Here is a 20,872-nt window from a genome sequence, read left to right on the forward strand (position 1 = left end):
GAATCAATAAAGAAAGGAGGATATATGGCATCTGAAGAGTTATTAGAAAAGGTTAGTCACTTGCCAACAACACCAGGCGTGTATTTATGGCGTGATCAATATAACCGCATCATCTATGTTGGTAAAGCGATTAATTTGCGTAATCGCGTGCGTTCCTATGTTCGTAATGATGCGAATCGAGCGCCTAAGGTGACGGCGATGATGAAGCGTGCCCTTGATGTAGAGATTATCCAAACAAAGACGGAAATGGAAGCCCTTATATTGGAAAATACGCTTATCAAAGAACATAAGCCGAAATACAATATTTCTCTTAAGGATGACAAGACATACCCGTATGTTAAAATCTCTGTTCAAGAAGACTATCCTCGCGTATATATGACACGTCGTCTTGAGCGGGATGGGGCTAAATATTTTGGGCCTTTTACTGATGTAACAGCTGTTCATGTAGTCCTCAAGTTGATTCGACAGTATTTTCCATTGCGTACCTGTAAATCAATGAAGGTAGAACGTCCTTGTTTGCAATATCATATGCATTATTGTGAGGCGCCATGCTTTCATAAAATATCCGTACCCGATTACCGAAAATATATTGATGAAATTATAGCACTCTTTGAGGGGAAACCAATTCCATTATTAAAGCAAATCAAAGAGAAGATGGAGACAGCTGCTGAAGAGCTCCGATTTGAAGATGCAGCACGCTATCGAGATCAATTGACGAGCATTGAAAAAATTCAAGAAAAACAACGGATGGTAACGCAACGTGGTGACCTCGATGTACTTGGTATTGCTGTGGATGGTCAATTGGCATGTGTACAACTACTCTTTATTCGAGGTGGACGATTATTAGGCCGTGAAAATTACTTCGTTCAAAATGAAGGCGACTCGGAAGAGACAATTATGACCGATTTTATTAAGCAGTACTATGGAGATACCACCTTTATTCCTAAAGAATTATTATTGCCTATGGAAAGTTCTGAGCAACATCTATTTAAGGATTGGTTTAGTGAAATGAAGGGCCAACAGGTTGATGTTCTCGTGCCTCAGCGAGGCTACAAGATGGACATGATAAAAATGGCTCATGAAAATGCAGAAACATTCCTTGAAGAACGCCGCCGCCAATGGCAATACCAAATCGATAAGAGTGGTGGTGCCGTTAAGAAATTGGCGGAGGTCCTCGATTTGCCTAGATTGCCGGAACGTATGGAATGCTTTGATATTTCTCATACACAAGGCTCTGAAACTGTCGCCTCCATGGTTGTCTTTGAAGGTGGCAAGCCGGCTAAGAAGGAATATAGGCGCTTTAAATTAAAGACTACACAGGGCAAGCCAGACGATTTTAAATCAATGGCAGAAATCATGGAACGCCGCTATGGTAATGAAACGGATTGGCCTATGCCAGATCTCATTATCATCGATGGTGGTAAGGGGCAGCTCAATGCATCTATACCGCTCATACGTGCTGTAGGTGTTACAGATGTGCCAGTCATATCCTTGGCAAAACGGATAGAAGAGGTCTTTGTAGAGGGGCAAACGGATAGCATCATTTTGAGTCATCATTCACCAGAGTTGCAATTATTGCAACAAATTCGTGATGAAGCCCATCGATTTGCTATTACCTATCATCGTAAATTGCGGGGCAAACGTAACTTAGAATCCGTACTCGATCACATTGATGGCATTGGCCCTAAACGACGTAAGGCTTTATGGGCTCATTTCAATAGTTTAGAAGCTATGAAAAAAGCCAGTATAGATGAATTAGCTAAGGTCGATTCTATGAACTATAAGACGGCGGAAACGTTATACAATTTTTTCCGCATGTCGAAGGTAGAAAAACAAGATGTATTACAAGGTAACAAAATGTAATACAAAAATAGTTAATACCTTATACTAGAAAAGCAGCACTGCTGAGTATGACTCGCAGTGCTGCTTTTGTGCGTTATGCTTTTATATGTACTTGTTTGTGTTGAATATACCATGTTCGAATGGTGAATAGTATGCCTGCTACAATTACGCTAGCTAATAGGCCTATCCATACACCGAATGGGCCGTAGTTAGGGTTATTGGCAAGAATGTACGCGATAGGGAAGCAAACGCCCCAATAGGAAATGAGAGAAATATAGAATACAATCTTTACATCTTTGTAGCCCCGTAGAATACCTTGTAACGGTGTACCGATGGCATCGAAGGCGGAGAAGAAAACGCCATACCCGAGGAATCCATAAATGAGATTGTATACCTCTTCATCATTCGTAAATAATGCAGATATGCTTTCCATATGAGTGAATGTGAAAGCACAAATCAAAATCGCAATGACAATGGCTAACACGCGAGAAATGTAAGAGTATTGAATAGCTTCTTTATGTCGCTCGGCACCAACTTCATAGCCTACGGCAATGGTGGAAGCCATGGCAATGCTAAGTGGCAAACAATAGAACACGTTGGTAAAGGAAATGACCGATTGGTGAGCCGCCACGACAGCAGATCCAAAGTGCACCATCAATAGGCCGGCAATACTGAAAATGCTGGCTTCGAAGAAGATGGAAGAACCGATTGGTAAACCAATTTGCAATTGTTCACGTATGTATTGCCATTTGGGGCTTACCCAATCTTTATAGATGCGATATCCCTTTAATTTAGGATGGAAGAGTACCATCGCACTAAATAGAATAAAGTTTGTCCAACATGCTCCGGCAATACCATAACCAGCACCGACACCGCCAATTTCAGGCAATCCGAAGTGCCCAAATATCAGTGAGTAGTTTAAGAATACATTCACTATAAAGCTAGTTACTACAATAGCCATAGAATAATGAGTTAACCCGTGGGAATCAACGGTGTTACGCAATGTATTAACCCATAACAGAGGGAATAGGCCAAGTGCGAAAGCTTTCAAATAATTGATACAAACTGCTGTAGCAGCGGGTTCTAAGTTAAGGAAATTTAGTAATGATACTAATCCGAAAACACCAAGTAATAATATGATTAGTGCTAGGGTTGTTGCAATATAAAACCCTTGGTAGACGATGGTAGGGATGCTATCTGTTTTCTTGGCTCCCAATAGCTGTGCAATAATCGGGGTGATGCCCATTAGGGTCCCTTGTGCAAAGATATAGAATAATAACCATAGATTGTACCCTGTCGCAACCCCAGCTAAATCAATTGTACTATATTGTCCCGTTAAGAAGATGGCGATAAATGTGCCCCCTACAAGAGAAAATTGGGTGATGCACATAGGAGTAAATAGTTTAATGAACAACCATAATTTTTGTAGTATAGAATATGTTTGATACATAATGACCTCCTAAATTGATGATATATTTTAACATAGTCTATCTATTATGGCTAGGTGTATAGAAAACTATAGAATATAGTTGTATATATGGGTATTCGTATTAGGAATAGAGGTACCCATTACAGTATTGTACAAGGTAGATTCTCTTTAGTATAATAAGTATATTAAATATTTTCGTTATAGGAGGTACGAATTGGACATTTTATCTGTTCAAGGTTTATTGGCAATGTTACAAATCATTGTCATCGATATTCTGTTAGCTGGTGATAATGCCATCGTCATTGGCATGGCTGCACGAAATTTGCCAGCTAATTTACAAAAGAAAGCCATTTTCTGGGGCACTGCAGGTGCCATCATTTTACGTCTTGTTATGGCATTCCTTTTTGTTGAGGCTTTAAATACAATTCCAGCACTTCGTTTAGTAGGGGGTATTCTTTTGTTATGGATTGGGTACAAGCTCGTTGCTGATGATGACAGTGAGCATAACATCGAGGCCAAGGATAGTTTGCGAGCTGCCATCATGACGATAGTCATTGCTGATGGCATCATGGGCATCGATAATGTAATCGGCGTAGTAGGCGCCGCAGGTGGACACATGACAATGGTAGCCATTGGTATGCTTATTACTGTACCTATCATCGTATATGGCAGTACGTTATTTGTGAAAGTCATTGAGCGCTTTCCAATTATTCTCTACGTTGGCGGTGGTATCCTAGGATGGGTCGGCGCTGGCATGAGTGTGGAAGACACATTAATTGCTCATACAGTTGAACCATATGCGTTGTACATAAAAATAGCTGCAGTTATCCTCGTAATAGGTGCATCTTTAGTAGTAAAGCAATTAAAAAAATAGAATGTATATTAACATATCCCTTCTCTTAGCAATAGGAGAAGGGATATGTTTTTGAATGATATTTATGTTGATCAATACTATGCCTTTAGATGAGAAAATACATGAAATATGGTATAGTTAAGGGATAGTTATAGAATTAATTGTAATTGAGGTACGAATCATGGAATTTTTAGAAGTGGCCACATGGGTTACGATTGGCAAAATTATATTGATAGATATCTTATTAGCTGGTGATAACGCTGTAGTCATCGGTATGGCTGCTGGTAAACTAGCACCAGAACTTCAAAAGAAAGCCGTTATATGGGGGACGGTAGGCGCTATTTTAATGCGTCTACTCTTTGCTACAGTCTTGGTAGAAGCGTTAACCTTGATTCCTCTCGTTCATTTAGGCGGTGGACTTGTTCTCATATGGATTGCCATTCAGCTTTTAAAGAGCGATGACGAAGAGGCACACATTGAGGCTAAAAATTCTTTAATGGGCGCTATCTGGACGATTATTGTGGCTGATGCCATGATGAGTATCGACAATGTTATCGGTGTTGTAGGTGCAGCTAAAGGTCATTTAGAACTGGTTATCGTTGGTATGCTAATTACGGTACCTATCATCGTGTTCTGTTCTACACTATTCGCTCGCATTATTAATAAATTCCCAGCCATTCTTTGGGCTGGCGGTGCACTTCTTGGATGGGTTGCCGGCGAAATGATTGTAGAAGATCCACTTCTTTTGCCATACATTCAAGGTGAAGAATTACTCGTAAAATTTGGTGCCCTATTCTTTGTTCTTATTGTGACTGGTATCATTAAAATTTGGAAGAAAAGAGACGCGTAATGAACGGTACAGGTCGTACATCTCGTAACAAAAAATCTAAAGGTAGACAACAACATACAGGTAGTAAACTTTCAAAAAAACAACATGCCATTCTTAATGCACCTGTTAAGCTTGGTGATGAGGTGCTGGTAACCATTCACGGCATCGGCAGTAGTGGGGAAGGTGTAGGTCGTGTAGACGATTTTACCGTCTTTGTTCCCTTTGCATTGCCTGGGGAAACTGTGAAAGTAGCCATCAATATGGTAAAAAAGACGTATGCAACTAGCAAAATGATTGATATTATTACATCTGCTGATAACCGTATCGAACCAACATGTGATCTATATGGTGTATGCGGTGGTTGCCAATTACAACATATTACCTACGAGGGGCAGCTTTCACTCAAAACACAAAAGGTGAGGGATGTTATTGAACGCATCGGTCACCAAAATCCCAACCTTGTAAAACCTGCACTAGGGCCAAAAGAACCTTGGGCGTATCGAAACAAAATGCAAATGCCTGTAGGGGGAACTAGAGGCGACATTCAAATGGGATTTTATGCAATGGGATCTCACAATATTGTGCAGGGGACGAATTGTCCTATTCAAGATGAAGGAAATAATCGTATTGCTCAAGTTTGTTATGATATTGCAAAAGAGCTTGATGTTGAGCCCTATGATGAACACACAGGAAAGGGCGTATTGCGTCATGTTATCGGACGTATCGGTCAATCTGGATGGATGGTCATTCTCGTAACTGCTACTGAATATTTACCGCATCAAGAAGAATGGGTTAAAAACATAAGCAATTGTATACCACAAGTAGAGACCATAGTCCATAATGTGAATGGTAAGCGTACTAATGTTATTCTAGGTCCTACTAATCATGTTCTTTACGGAGATGGTATGATTACAGACCATATTAAAGACCTACGTTTCACCTTATCTCCACATTCATTCTTCCAAGTGAACCCAGAACAAACTACGGTACTTTACGATCAAGCATTAGCCTATGCGGATCTTAAAGGTAATGAAACTGTTATCGATGCGTACTGTGGTACAGGAACCATTTCATTGTTTTTAGCACATAAAGCGAAACATGTTATCGGCATTGAAATCGTAGAGCCAGCTATTATCAATGCCCGTGAAAATGCAAAAAATAATGGCTATGATAATACGGAATTCATCGTTGCTGATGCGGCGGTAGAAATGCCAAAACTCTACAGAGCCGGCGTACGACCAGATGTAGTTGTATTCGATCCAATCCGCGCAGGCTGTAAAGAAGATGTGTTGACCTCTGCAGCAGGAATGGAACCTAAACGCATTGTCTATGTGTCCTGCAATCCTGCAACCATGGCGAGAGACATTGAAATATTGACACATTATGGCTATGGACTCAAAGAAGTACAACCAGTAGATATGTTCCCAATGACTGCGCATGTCGAAGCCGTAGCCTTGCTTACTAGAAACGAAGAGATACATAAGTAATTATTAGAGGGGTGCTTTTACAATCTTGAAACCTAGAGAGTTATGTGAAAAAGCTTGGCAGGAGATAGCAAGTAAATTTCCTGATTTTAAGGTAGTTAGTAAAGGTCAGAAGTTAAAGAAAACCTCTAAGAATAAAGACCTTATCTTTGAAATCTACTTTCAAGCTAATAGAAATAACTATGCAGATAGCGTAGAGTTTGTTCCACATATTGCCATTTATTCTAAATCTATGAAAAAAGCTAATATTCATAACGGGTTTGTATATGGCGGAGAATTAGGTCGTTTGTTAAATAGAACGGAATGGCATTGGTATCAATTAGCAGGTGCTAGCTATCAATATACTGTAGATGAAGTTAGCAAGTTATGTGAGGAATATATAATACCGCTATTTGAAGATTTTGAAGATACAGAACGTAATATTGAAAAACTTATAGAGGGAGATATAAACGATCATAATCTACTATATTATATTTATCATTTTGGTGGAAAAGATAAAGCTCAACAATATTTTAATAAAATAATTAAAAATTCTGAGTTAAAAAGTATGTATATTGACTTTTATAATAAGTTGAAAGAAATGTCTAAAGAAAATATTTCAGTAGATACAAGTGAATTTTATGGATCCACTATGATAAAATTTGCATATATAAATGGAATACTAATAGAAGAATAACAAATTAGCCCATCGTATTGTAATATGCGATGGGCTTTTATCTGGTTTACATATTTAATTTAAAACTAACTTATGTAGTTGCAGTTAAATTAAATAACAACTATATAGTAATTGATAAATAATTATTAGAATTTAAATTTCATACTTGCAGAATATGTACGACCTGCGGTAGCTTCATCATCGTAGAAAACACGATTAAATACATTTTGAATGCCTAGTTGTAATGTTGCTTCTTTGGAGAATTTATAATTTACTGCTACATTAGAGATAAAGTAGCTATCTGCAGAACCGTATTGACCAGTAATATCATCTACAGCTTGACGACGACTTACATATTCAGCATCCCAAAGTGCATTCCATTTGCCGTTAGTATATTCAAGACCAGCATGGAATATGTGTTTAGGTATATCATAATTGATTTCTTCATATCCGCTAGCATTTGTATTAGGTAAATCTTTATGTTTTATACGACCCATTTGCCATGTATAGTTTCCAAATACAGACCATTTAGAGGAGAGTTGATGACGAAGTTCTAATTCTATGCCGCGACGCGTTTCTTGGTCGACATTTTCATACATTTTATAATCCACATCACCATTACTATCATAATGCGTTACATATTTAACCTTATCCTTTGTTTTTACATAGAAACCGGATAGATTTAATGCAGTTTTGGTACCCCATTCTTTTTTCAGACCTATTTCAAATGTATCTGACCGCTCTGGATCAAGGTTAGGATTTGCTCGCACTACATCACTGTAACGATATACTTGGCTTAGTGGAGGTGGGTTAAAGGAGTGACCATATGATGCGTATACGTTTAGGGAATCGGTTACATAATGTTCAATTGCTAATTTTGGACTCCATTCAGTATAGCTGCCTTCACCATGATTTACGGTGTCGTATTTATTATTTGTAGTATCATAGGTAACATGTTGACCATCAAATTTTTTAAATCGATCTATGCGAAGTCCTGTATAAATGGCCCAATTAAAATTAGGACGGTACGTATCCTGTACGAATAGAGCTAAATTTTTCGTTGCACCTTTGTTGATTTCATATAATCCACCAGGATATGTGGTCGAATCAAAGGAAGAATGATTTCTCCAATTCGTTAATTCCCGTCGTTTTTGCTCAAAGCTTTCTTTTTTCCAGTTAATGCCAGCAACAACACTGTGTTTACCCATACGATCCCATACTTTTTGTGCATCAAAATTAATTGTTTTTCCAGGGTAGAATGAATCATCCCCAGGACCGCTGTAGTTAGGTGTATTCGGATTATTAGGGCTAGAGAAACCATCTTTTTTACGATCTAATATGTTGAACGTAACTTGTAGCTTATTTTTATCGTTTTTATATTGTAGGTTATGAGCATGATATTCTTTTAATCCATCATAGCCTAAATATCTGCTCGTTCTAAGTGCTACATATTTTTGATTATTAATTTTCACATTTCCAGAGAATACAGGTACACCATTTACGGTGATGGTGCTCATTGGATTCTCGTAGGCATATCTATTTTTTGTGTATAGATAGGAATAGGTTAATGACTCTCTATCACGGAGTTTCATTGTTACATAAGCAGATAGATTCTTATTGTTATATGACTTATCACCACGACTACCCAATAGATAGGAACCGTCTTTTGTTTGTGGAACTGGATTGTCAGGTGTAACTGTTACCGTAGACGGTCTTATGTTGGCAGCTCTACCGGTAATAAAGAAACCTGGATATCCATCAGTTTTTCTTTGTTCTGCAGACATACCCACAGTAATGCGATTAGATACTTGTGCATCAAATCCTAGTTCATTATTAAGCGTGCCATGTGATCCATATCCAACTTGCCCATGCCAATGGATAGCTTTACCAGATTTCTTTGGCTGTTGTTGTTTCGTTTGAATGTTGATAACACCGGCAACACCTTTGCCACCATATAAAGAGGAGCTAGGACCACGTACTAATTCGATTCTTTCAATAGAATGCACTGGTATAGCTTCCCAATCAACACCATTATTAAAAGTATTGTTCATTGGTACGCCATCAAGTAATACCAATATATCTGTAGAATCAAATCCTCGGATTTGTAATCCACCATTTGCTTTTTGGCTTTTATACACGCCAGGTAACATTTGTAGAGCATCTGTTACCGTATCAACTCTTCGTGCTTCAATATCTTTGTCTGTTACAACAGATACAGCACTTGGCGTTTTTACGATATCCTCCATAGTTCTAGTAGCAGTTACAGTAATGGTATGAGATGCTTTAGGTTCATCGGCCACATTACTATCTGCTGCATATACAATGGATGCGCTCATAGCCGTTAAAATCATGGAAAATAACATGATTTTTTTGGTACTGGTGCATTTATAACCAGTTACTATTTTCTTTTTTTTACATTCTTTCATATGTATGATCCTCTACACTAATAAAATTAATTAACATACATTGTTTTTAGTATAGCATTAGAAAGAGCAAATCGTTATGAATACTAGTTATATGATTATAAGTAATAATAATTATATAAAAAGTGAAATTAATTTATAATTAATTTATATTATAGTTTTTTCTGAATAAAAATTATTTAGAAAGTGATCTGTGTATTGTGTATTTCAAGAAAGGAGTTAATTTTGTAAGTAGTTTTGTATATTCATAGAGAGATAAGAGAGAGCAGAGAAAATGAATAAAGTACAAATGATGTTAACTGGTAAGATGAATTTCCCAAATTATAATCTTAAGAACGTAAAGCGCCTTAGTACCGCAGTAACTGCTTGTGTATTTGCATTAACGTTAGGGACGGTTATGGTATTAAGCACATCTAGTGCAAATGCAGCTGGTCAAGTAATTGGTGGTTATACGACTGGTAATCAGGCATTAGGTGATGGTAGTGTCGTTGTCAGTGGCGGTAAAGATAAAGCCCCTAATCTTGCAGAAGGGGAAAATAGTGCTGTCCTTGGGGGAACGAAAAATATGGCCGAAGGGCCTTATACTGCTATTGTAGGGGGCTTTCAAAATATTGTTCACGAAGAAATACAAAATGGTGCCATCCTTGGTGGTACGAAAAATCAGATTGAAGCCGTAGGAAACCTAGTAGGCAATTATGCCACAATCAGCGGTGGGGAAGATAATATTGCGTATGGCGAGTCCTCATCTATTTCAGGTGGTAATTCTAATGGTACGTATGGTTTGCATAGCTCTATAGCTGGTGGTCGTGGCAATAATGCAGCTGGTGAAATTGGTTCTGTTATTGGCGGCTCTCAAAACAATGCAGATGGTAAAGGGAGTACACTTGCAGGTGGTTTAGGGAATACTGGTGTTGGTATGTGGTCCTCCGTATTTGGGGGGAGTAAAAATGAAGCTGTAGGCACTGGAGCCTCCATTCTTGGCGGTGGCGGTCGTGAATTTACAGGTCGTAAATTTGTAACCCATAAAAACATTGCCAATGGAGAGTATAGTACCATTGTTGGGTCTCGTGATGCTATGACCGTCGGAAATGGTAGTACAGTTGTGGGGGGCTCTAATGGTATAACCCTTGGCCTTGCTTCTACTTCCGTAGGTGGTGGTTTTACAGGTACTAAGGCAGAAAATAGTTTGGCATTAGGCCATAAGGCCGGTACTACTGTTAAATATGGCACTGCAATCGGTTATGAAAGCGTAGCTACCGAAGAAGGAACCATTGCATTTGGCCATGATGCAGGAGATATTTCTGGTTATACCGTGAAATACCCAGATAAAGAAGTGTCTACACATTTAGGTTATAAAAAGACCGTTCCAGATTATGATAAAGAGCCAACAGTAACATCTACTACATACTCAGATGCTAAATATAATCGTTTGGTGAAAGTAGCCGATGGTGTCGATGCACATGATGCAGCAACTGTAGGTCAATTAGAATCTGCTATTAGCCAAGTCCAATCGGTAGGGTCAAATTTAGAAACTACAGTTAATAAAGCAACGGCATCTAGCTACGCATTGGCTGCATTACAACCTAATTTCTCAGAAGGAGAAACTGGATTGGGTGTAGCTGTAGGATTTGGTCATTATCATGGAAAAACAGCTACCGCATTAGGTGCTTACTACCGGCCAAGTCGCAATGTTCAACTCAATGTAGGTACTGTAGTAGGCAATGGTAATCAAGGATTTAATGGTGGACTTAGTTTCAAAGTGGGTCCAGAATCAAAATCACGTACAGCATCTACGGATGAAAGAATTGCTCAATTAGAGAAACGTATCCAAGAACTAGAGCAAGCTAAAAAATAATTAGAATTAAATAAAGTAGATAAAAGCATTCTACATAGGCATTTATCAAGCCATAGGGGAAATCTTTAATCTAGATAGCACTAACTATAAAATGGTTAGTGCTATTTTGTTTTGCTTACTAATGTAATAATCTAAGAGATACTAGTAACATAAAATATATTATGAGAAAATCTAGGTTTATTTTTTGAAATAAGATTAATTTGTAAGTTTATTAAGTAAATTATTTTTCATAGAGTAGGGTTTCTTATATAATAGAAATATAAGTGTTCCAACAGAATGTAATAGGGAAATCATTCCGAAGTAAGGGGTTATACTGATGGATGTAAAAATTTTTGATAATATTAATGATATTGTTCGTGATGATATGATATCTACAATAAAAAAGGGGAGTAAGATATCGATTGCTGCGGCATGTTTTTCAATTTATGCTTATAAAGAATTGAAGGAACAGCTGGAACAAATAGATGAGTGTAGATTTATTTTTACAGCACCAACATTTATTAAAGAAAAAACAGAAAAACAAAAGAGAGAATTTTATATTCCTAGATTAAATCGTGAGAATAGCTTATATGGTACAGAGTTTGAACTGAAGCTACGTAATGAAATGAACCAGAAGGCTATAGCAAAAGAATGCGCAGAGTGGATTAAACGAAAAGCAACCTTTAAGTCTAATATTACGGGAGAGAATATGACTGGGTTTGTAAATGTAACGAATTCCAATTCTGCTACTACTTATATGCCTATTAACGGGTTTACCACAGTTGATATTGGTTGCGAGCGTGGTAATAATACTTATAACATGGTTAATCGATTTGAATCACCGTTTGCTGATACGTACATCAATTTATTTGAAAGCCTGTGGAATGATAAAAATAAACTTCAAGATGTTACTGATATTGTTATAGATAATATGACTTCTGTTTATAATGAAAATTCACCAGAGTCTATTTATTTTTTGATCTTATATCATGTATTTAGTGAGTTTCTCAATGATATCTCCACTGATGAATTACCAAATGAAGCTACAGGTTTTAAAAAAAGTAAAATTTGGAATATGTTATATGATTTTCAGCGAGATGCAGTACTTGCCATTATAAACAAGTTAGAACGATATAATGGATGTATTCTTGCCGATAGTGTTGGTTTAGGGAAAACTTTCACGGCACTAGCAGTTGTAAAATATTATGAGAATCGCAACAAAAGTGTTCTTGTTTTATGCCCTAAAAAGCTAGCAGAGAATTGGAATACCTATAAAGATAATTATGTAAATAATCCAATTGCTGCAGATCGACTTAATTATGACGTCTTATTCCATACAGATTTATCTAGACCTGGTGGATTTTCTAATGGTCTTGATTTAAATCGCTTAAATTGGGGAAACTATGATTTAGTTATTATAGACGAATCACATAACTTCCGTAATGGTGTTGGTACGCATGCTAATACTGTGGAGAATCGTTACGTAAAGCTGATGGATAAGATTATTAAGGCTGGAGTAAAAACAAAAGTATTAATGCTTTCCGCAACACCGGTTAATAATAGATTTATTGATTTGAAAAACCAATTAGCCATAGCTTATGAAGGTGATACTTCGTTAATTGATAATAAATTAGGTACTAACAAATCGATTGATGAAATATTTAGACAAGCACAACGCGCATTTAATGCTTGGAGTGAGTTAGATATTGCTGATCGAACAACAGATGCTTTATTAAAAACATTAGATTTTGATTTCTTTGAGTTGTTGGATAGTGTCACTATTGCACGGTCAAGAAAGCATATAGAAAAATATTATGATACTGCTGATATTGGTAAGTTTCCCATAAGAAAGAAACCTATTTCGTTAAGACCCGTACTCACTAATTTAGAATCTGCTACTAACTATAATCAAATTTATGAAGAATTAAGTAAGCTTTCCCTTTGTATCTATACTCCATCTAACTATATTTTTCCAAGTAAAATTCAGAAATATATTGATCTAACACATAATAAAGGTAATGAGTTAACCCAAACAGGTCGTGAGCAAGGGATTCGCAAATTAATGAGTGTTAATTTGTTGAAACGTTTAGAAAGCTCTGTTAATTCTTTTCAACTTACATTACAACGTATTTATAGTTTAATTAATGATACTGTAGATAAGATAAACCGATTTGAGCAATATGGTACAAGTAGTATTGATATGTATGAATCTGCTGATACAGAGTGGGATATTGATGATAGTAATACAGAATATTTTACTGTTGGAAATAAGGTTCAAATTGATTTAGCTGATATGGATTATAAAACTTGGCGATCTGAACTTACTTCAGATATTGAGGTTTTAAATGATTTGATGAGTATGTTGAATGTAATAACCCCTGAATATGATGGCAAGTTACAATCTTTACTCGAGGTTATATCTGAAAAAATAGAAAATCCAATTAATAATAATAATAAGAAGGTTCTTATTTTTTCTGCCTTTTCAGATACTGCTGAGTATCTATATGAACATGTTAGTACTTATATAAAAGATAAATATGGACTTGATACAGCTGTTATAACTGGTTCTATTGATGGTACAACTACTATTAAGAAATTTAAGGCTACTCTTAATAATGTATTGACATGTTTTTCTCCTATTTCTAAAGATAAATCAGTGCTATTGCCAGATAGTAATGATGAAATTGATATATTAATTGCCACAGATTGTATATCTGAAGGTCAAAATCTACAAGATTGCGACTGTGTTATTAACTATGATATTCATTGGAACCCTGTTCGTATTATTCAACGATTTGGTCGTGTGGACCGTATTGGTAGTAAAAATGAAAGTATTCAACTTATTAACTTCTGGCCTGATATGGATTTAGATGAATACATCAATCTTAAAGGTCGTGTAGAAACAAGGATGAAGATTTCTATTATGTCTTCAACAGGGGATGATGATCTTATTAATGCCGAGGAGAAAGGAGATTTAGAGTATAGAAAGCAACAGCTTAAACGTTTGCAAGAAGAAGTAGTAGATATAGAAGATATGTCTACAGGTATTTCGATTATGGATTTAGGTTTAAATGAATTTAGGCTCGATCTTTTAGAGTATATTAAAACTCATGGTGATATGGATACAAAGCCTAAAGGATTACATGCAGTTGTTCCATCATCCGAAGAACTTCCAGAAGGTGTGATATTTGTACTGAAGAATGTTAATAATTCTGTAAACATTGATGATCAAAACAGGATTCATCCATTTTATATGGTTTATATTGGTATGGATGGAGAGCTTATCTGTGACTATCTAAATCCAAAACAATTACTTGATGATATTAGATTATTGTGTAGAGGTAAAAAGGAACCGATACTAGAATTATGTCAAAAGTTTAATGAGGACACGAATGATGGGAAAGATATGCAGGAATTATCAAACCTCCTTGGTGAAACAATTCATTCTATTATCGATACTAAAGAAGAACGTGATATAGATAGCTTGTTTACAGTTGGTGGAACCTCTGCACTTATCTCAGTAGTATCCGGCTTAGATGACTTTGAGCTTATTTCTTTCTTGGTAGTTAAATAAGAAGGAGATATATGATGCTAGGTTTATCAAAAGCTACAGAATTTAATCGGAGAATTCCTAAGGCTAAGTTTTATGAGAATATAAATATTACGACTTCTTTAAAAAGATTGTTTGTAGATCAGGTAAAGAATATTTATTGGAGAAATAAAATTGCGTCTACAACTACTAATTTGATTGATGGAAAATATGTAACTGAGATAGAGGTATTTGAAGTCAATCTTAATAATTCACAAGTGGATATAGATTTATTCAAATTTATTGATAGTGTAATTCCGTATCATATTCTTTATATCTTAGAATACAATGGTAAGTATCAGGCATGGATTGGATATAAAGAATCTACGAATATAGAAAAGAAAATATCTATAGTAGATAGATACTATCATACAAATTGGCTTGAAGAAACGGAGTTAATAGTAAAACTTGAAGGTCTAAACCTTGATGAGGTATATGAAAACTTAGTACGCCAAATTGCTGGTGATAAGCTACAATTTGATAATTCCAGTGAGAGTTTGAAACAGTCTGTAGAACGTGATAAAGAAATAGAAATTTTACAAAACCAAATTAATATATTACAAAATAAAATACGAAAAGAAAAACAGCTTAATAAACAAATGGAAATGAATTCTGAGTTGAAGAAGTTAAAAAACGCATTGGAGAAACTATAATGGAAAAAATGAGAATGGAATCAGTAGATATGACTGAAAAAAATATAGAGAAAATTGAATCATTATTTCCTAATTGCATTACAGAAGCTTTAGATGAAAATGGAAAGTTAAAAAAAGCCATAAATTTTGAAGTGTTAAAACAAATGCTTTCTGATGAAATTGTGGATGGTGATGAAGCTTATGAGTTTACATGGGTTGGCAAAAAAGCTGCTATTGTAGAAGCAAATAAGCCAATTAGAAAAACACTACGTCCTTGTGTTGAAGAGAGTGTTGATTGGGATAATACGGAAAATCTTTATATTGAGGGGGATAATCTAGAAGCTTTAAAGCTTATTCAAGAAAGTTATTTAGGTAAAGTAAAAGTAATTTATATCGATCCTCCTTATAATACTGGAAGTGATCGGTTTATATATCCTGATAAGTATGTAATTAAATCTGATGAGTATAATAATAGAATCGGTATGTTTGATGAGAAAAAAAATAAGCTTTTTATCGAAAATAATATAAATAACCCTAGATTTCATTCTGATTGGACTTCAATGATATATTCTCGTTTATTACTTGCTAGAAATCTTCTATCTAATGATGGAATAATATTTATAAGTATTGGACAAGATGAATTGCAATCTCTGATAGCAATTTGTAATGAAGTTTTTGGTGAATCCAATCGATGTGGTATCATATCACGTGTTATGAAAAGTGGGGGGGCAAAAGGCAAGTTTTTCTCACCTAATATTGAATATATTTTAGTTTATTGTAAAAATATATTGTTATCAGGTAATTTTAGGGAACCTATTTCAGAAGATATTATTAATAAATTATATACTTCAATAGAGAGTGAAGGGAATCGGAAAGGTGAGCGTTATAGACCTTTTGGCTTATATCAATCCTCTTTAGCTGCAAGATCAAATCAACGATATTATATTCAGTGCCCAGACGGGACTTATGTTATTCCACCTGGAGAAACAATGCCTTTAGAGCTTAAAGATGGAGCTATGGTTTTACCAAAAGAAAATGATGGCTGTTGGCGATGGACTAGAGACCGATATTTAGAGGAGCGTGAAAAAGGAAATATAGAATTTAAAGAGTCAAAAGGGGTCTTATTAACTTCTGATGGAAAAAAATCTAAGTGGAATGTTTATACAAAGATATGGCTTTCAGATAGACAGGAAGAAGGGATGGTTCCTGTTGATTTAATTACTAAATGGGAAAATAGGATGAGTACTAAAGAATTATCAGAATTAGGAATCCCATTTGATTTTGCGAAACCAACCTCCTTAATCAAATACTTGATTGATATTGTTGATAACAATAAAAATGCGATAATTCTTGATTTTTTTTCTGGTTCAGCAACTACGGCTCATGCTACTATGTTACAAAATTTATCTGATAGTGGAACTCGAAAGTTTATTATGATTCAATATCCTGAAGCCTGTTATGATAAAAATAATACTTATGCAAATATTTGTGAGATTGGCAAAGAGCGGATTAGACGTGCAGGGCGTAAGATTCAGAAAGAAAATGTATTAGAAATTAAAAATTTAGATATTGGATTTCGTGTTTTTAAGGTTGATGATAGTAATATGAATCCTGTTTACTATAGTCCAATAGACTATACTCAAGAATTATTAGCTACAATTGAATCAAATATTAAGACCGGTCGCAATGATCTTGATTTACTATTTGGATGTATTATTGAATGGGGCTTACCACTGTCTTTATCATATAATTCCGAAGAGATAGAGGGATGTATAGTACATAATTATAATAATGGCGATTTAGTGGCATGCTTTAATGAGAATATACCAGATTCAGTTATTAAATATATTGCAAAAAAACAACCTCTTCGTGCGGTCTTTAGAGATAGTAGTTTTGAAAGTAGTCCGGCTAAAATTAATGTTGGTGAGATTTTCAAATCATTAGCTCCAGATACAAGAGTGAAAGTTATCTAAGGTGGTACAGACATGAAACTACAATTTAAGCATCAAAAATTTCAAGCAGATGCTGCAAAAGCAGTAGTAGATGTGTTTGCAGGACAGCCTTATTTAACACCAACATATATGATGGATAGGGGTTCTGGTTACATTCAACAATCACTGACAGAGGAAACAGACTTTACTGGCTTTAGTAATCAAAAAATAGTAAAAGAATTAAATGATGATTTAATTCTTAATCGAATAAAGAAAATACAACGAGATAATCAAATTCAACCATCTGAAAAATTAGAAGGTAGATATAATTTAACTATTGAAATGGAGACTGGTGTTGGTAAGACTTATACATATATTAAAACTATGTATGAGCTCAATAAACAATACGGTTGGAGTAAGTTTATAATTGTTGTACCTAGCATTGCTATCCGTGAAGGTATTTATAAAACTTTTCAAGTCACACAAGAACATTTTGCGGAAGAATATGGTAAAAAAATACGATTCTTTATTTATAACTCTGCTCATTTAACTGAAATTGATCGCTTTGCATCTGATAGCTCAATTAATGTAATGATTATCAATTCGCAAGCATTTAATGCTAAAGGAAAAGATGCTAGACGGATTTATATGAAATTAGATGAGTTTAGATCTCGCCGTCCTATAGATATTATTGCAAAAACAAACCCTATATTAATTATTGATGAACCTCAATCTGTAGAAGGGAAGCAGACAAAAGAGAGCTTAAAACAATTTAACCCATTAATGACTCTTCGTTATTCTGCAACTCATAAAAGTGATAGTATTTACAACATGGTTTATCGATTAGATGCATTAGAAGCTTATAATAAACATCTCGTTAAAAAAATTGCTGTAAAAGGGATTACTGAATCTGGAAGTACAGCCACTGAAAGTTATGTTTACCTCGAAGGCATTAATCTTTCAAAATCAGCTCCTACAGCAACTATTCAATTTGATTATAAAGGTGCCAAATGTATTCGAAAGATTACTAGGGTTGTCTCAGAAGGCTATAACCTCTATGATAACTCAGGCCAAGTGGAAGAGTATAAAGATGGTTTTATTATATCTAGAATCGATGGTCGTAATGACTCAGTTGAGTTCATTAACGGGGTAAAAATCTATGCTGGTGATGTAATTGGTAAGGTAAATGAAGATCAACTTCGACGCATTCAAATACGAGAAACCATTTTATCGCATATTGAAAGAGAACGTGACCTATTTTATAAGGGGATAAAAGTTTTATCTTTATTCTTTATCGATGAGGTAGCAAAGTATAAGCAATATGATGCTTCTGGAGAGCCTATTAATGGTATTTATGCAGATATGTTTGAAGAGGAATATAAGGATATTATTGATAATCTTCAAACAAAATTTGGTGAAGATGAGTATTTAAAGTATCTTAATGCTATTTCTGAGTCTTCTACACATGCTGGTTATTTCTCCATTGATAAAAAAGGAAAAATGGTTGATTCTAAGCTAAAAGATAAAAAAGAGAAAACATCTGATGATGTTGATGCTTTTGATCTTATTATGAAGAATAAAGAATTACTTTTAGATAGGGACCCTAAAAAATCTCCGGTTAGATTCATTTTTTCTCACTCAGCATTACGTGAAGGCTGGGATAATCCCAATGTCTTTCAGATTTGCACATTAAAACAAAGCAGTAGTGATGTGCGTAAACGTCAAGAGGTTGGCCGTGGTCTTCGTCTTTGTGTTAACCAAGATGGGGAACGTATGGATACAAATGTACTTGGTAATGATGTACATAATGTAAATGTTCTTACTGTAATAGCTAGTGAAAGTTACGATAGTTTTGCAAAGGGGTTACAAGCTGAAATTGCTGAGGCTGTAGCTGATAGACCTAAATCAATCACACCTGAATTATTTATTGGAAAAGTAATTAAAGATATACATAATAATGAACAGGTTATAGATGATAAACTTAGCCATATCATTTATTATCAACTTATTAAAGCTGATTATATTGATAAAAATGGTGCTCTTACTGATAAATATTATGATGATAAGTCTAATGGTTTAATACAGGTTGCTGATGAAGTATCAGACTCCAAAGATGCAGTTATAGGAATCATTGACTCTATTTATGACGCTAAATCAATGCAATTTGAAAATGCGCGAAGTAATAATGTTGAGCTTCAGTTAGACGAAGATAAAGTTTCTATGCCTGAATTTAAAGCACTATGGAATAAGATAAATTCCAAATCAGTATATGTGGTTGATTTTGATACTGATGAGCTTGTTAGAAATGCAATTTCAGCTATAGATAGCAAACTTCGAGTTTCAAAGATTTTTTATAAAGTTGAATCTGGTACTATGAAGCAGATTAAATCAAAAGAGGCATTAGAAACATCAGGTTCTTTTGTAAAAGAAGCTGCTTCAACATATGGAAGTAAAAATGCTGTAAGTTCTAATGTTAAATATGATTTAGTCGGTAAACTAGTAGATGAGACAGGGCTTACGCGTAAAGCAATTATACAGATTCTTCAAGGTATTGAATCTGCTGTCTTTAATCAATTCAAAGATAATCCAGAAGAGTTCATCATTAAAGCTGCATCTCTTATAAACGATGAAAAAGCAACAGCAATCATTGAGCACATCACATATGATGTATTAGATGAAAAATATAATATTAATGTATTTACTGACCCTACTATTAAAGGTCGTTTAGGCACTAATGCGATGAAAGTTAATAAACACTTATACGACCATATCGTGTATGATTCAACAAATGAGAAAAACTTTGCATCTGAATTGGATATAAACTCAGATGTAGCGGTCTATGTTAAATTGCCTGATGGATTTTATATATCAACACCTGTTGGTCGATATAACCCGGATTGGGCAATAGCTTTTTACGAAGGCACTGTAAAACATATTTATTTTGTTGCAGAAACAAAAGGATCTATGAATTCAATGCAACTTAGATTGATTGAAGAATCAAAACTACATTGTGCAAGAGAACACTTTAAAGCTATCAGTAAAGGGGACGTTGTTTATGATGTTATTGATAGCTATAAGTCATTACTTGATATTGTGACAAAGTAGTCTGAAGGAATATTTTATAAGAGATACGATAATGGAAGTTAGTAAGTTAGTTGACTTGTAATTGGGGATGATTCTTTGGCTAATTATGCAAATAGTTCAGTCATTTTTGTATCGAATCCTAATTATCATTTTATATTATCTATTCCTGATATAACCCCATATAGAACCATGAGAAAGATGGTATATGAAAATAAAGATAAACTTATTATAGTTGCTGGAGAATGGAATTCATCTAAAGAAGATAGAAGGATAATAAGATCAATTAT

12 protein-coding genes are annotated in these 20,872 nt (G+C 35.1%); 10 read left to right on the top strand and 2 right to left on the bottom strand.

All coding sequences use genetic code 11. From position 1 onward, the window contains the following. Positions 1-24: 24 nt before the first annotated feature. Complete coding sequence (gene uvrC, locus O3617_RS02020; RefSeq protein WP_371448402.1) at positions 25-1,863, top strand: excinuclease ABC subunit UvrC; 1,839 nt, start codon at positions 25-27, stop codon at positions 1,861-1,863. Positions 1,864-1,936: 73 nt separating this feature from the next. On the opposite strand, the gene O3617_RS02025 is transcribed toward uvrC, so the two are convergent. Further along, positions 1,937-3,292: an MATE family efflux transporter gene (locus O3617_RS02025; RefSeq protein WP_371448403.1), complete on the bottom strand. Its 1,356-nt coding sequence runs from the start codon at positions 3,290-3,292 to the stop codon at positions 1,937-1,939. A 193-nt stretch (positions 3,293-3,485) separates the two neighbouring features. Between O3617_RS02025 and O3617_RS02030 the strand changes: the two genes are divergently transcribed. From O3617_RS02030 to O3617_RS02045, 4 genes are all read left to right on the top strand, one after another. After that, on the top strand, positions 3,486-4,145 hold the full coding sequence (locus tag O3617_RS02030; RefSeq protein WP_371448404.1) for a TerC family protein: 660 nt from the start codon (positions 3,486-3,488) through the stop codon (positions 4,143-4,145). A gap of 160 nt (positions 4,146-4,305) precedes the next feature. Then, entirely contained in the window at positions 4,306-4,974 is a 669-nt protein-coding gene (locus O3617_RS02035; protein WP_371448405.1) for a TerC family protein, read from the top strand. Continuing rightward, positions 4,974-6,440, top strand: coding sequence for a 23S rRNA (uracil(1939)-C(5))-methyltransferase RlmD (gene rlmD, locus O3617_RS02040; RefSeq protein ID WP_371448407.1), 1,467 nt, complete (start codon positions 4,974-4,976; stop codon positions 6,438-6,440). The genes O3617_RS02035 and rlmD overlap by 1 nt, the downstream gene beginning before the upstream one ends. A gap of 25 nt (positions 6,441-6,465) precedes the next feature. Then, positions 6,466-7,113: a DUF4304 domain-containing protein gene (locus O3617_RS02045; protein WP_371448409.1), complete on the top strand. Its 648-nt coding sequence runs from the start codon at positions 6,466-6,468 to the stop codon at positions 7,111-7,113. 125 nt (positions 7,114-7,238) lie between these two features. Here O3617_RS02045 and O3617_RS02050 read toward each other — a convergent pair whose 3' ends face one another. Further along, positions 7,239-9,518 (bottom strand): TonB-dependent receptor, encoded by a 2,280-nt coding sequence (locus O3617_RS02050; protein WP_371448410.1) that lies wholly within the window; start codon positions 9,516-9,518, stop codon positions 7,239-7,241. Positions 9,519-9,789: 271 nt separating this feature from the next. Between O3617_RS02050 and O3617_RS02055 the strand changes: the two genes are divergently transcribed. The 5 genes from O3617_RS02055 to O3617_RS02075 all read left to right on the top strand — a co-directional run bounded on the left by O3617_RS02055 (position 9,790) and on the right by O3617_RS02075 (position 20,606). Beyond that, positions 9,790-11,370 (top strand): YadA-like family protein, encoded by a 1,581-nt coding sequence (locus tag O3617_RS02055; protein WP_371448412.1) that lies wholly within the window; start codon positions 9,790-9,792, stop codon positions 11,368-11,370. Positions 11,371-11,686: 316 nt separating this feature from the next. Then, entirely contained in the window at positions 11,687-14,923 is a 3,237-nt protein-coding gene (locus O3617_RS02060) for a helicase-related protein (protein ID WP_371448413.1), read from the top strand. A gap of 11 nt (positions 14,924-14,934) precedes the next feature. Beyond that, on the top strand, positions 14,935-15,591 hold the full coding sequence (locus tag O3617_RS02065; protein WP_371448415.1) for a DUF4391 domain-containing protein: 657 nt from the start codon (positions 14,935-14,937) through the stop codon (positions 15,589-15,591). Continuing rightward, entirely contained in the window at positions 15,591-17,543 is a 1,953-nt protein-coding gene (locus tag O3617_RS02070) for a site-specific DNA-methyltransferase (protein WP_371448417.1), read from the top strand. Before O3617_RS02065 ends, O3617_RS02070 begins: the two co-directional genes overlap by 1 nt. 12 nt (positions 17,544-17,555) lie before the next feature. Next, the gene (locus O3617_RS02075; protein WP_371448418.1) at positions 17,556-20,606 is read left to right on the top strand and encodes a type III restriction-modification system endonuclease; all 3,051 of its coding nucleotides are present in this window, start codon (positions 17,556-17,558) and stop codon (positions 20,604-20,606) included. The last annotated feature ends 266 nt before the right edge of the window (positions 20,607-20,872 follow it).

The organism is Veillonella sp. 27098_8_77 (genome assembly GCF_041431535.1).
In the GTDB taxonomy this organism is placed as follows: Bacteria; Bacillota; Negativicutes; order Veillonellales; family Veillonellaceae; genus Veillonella.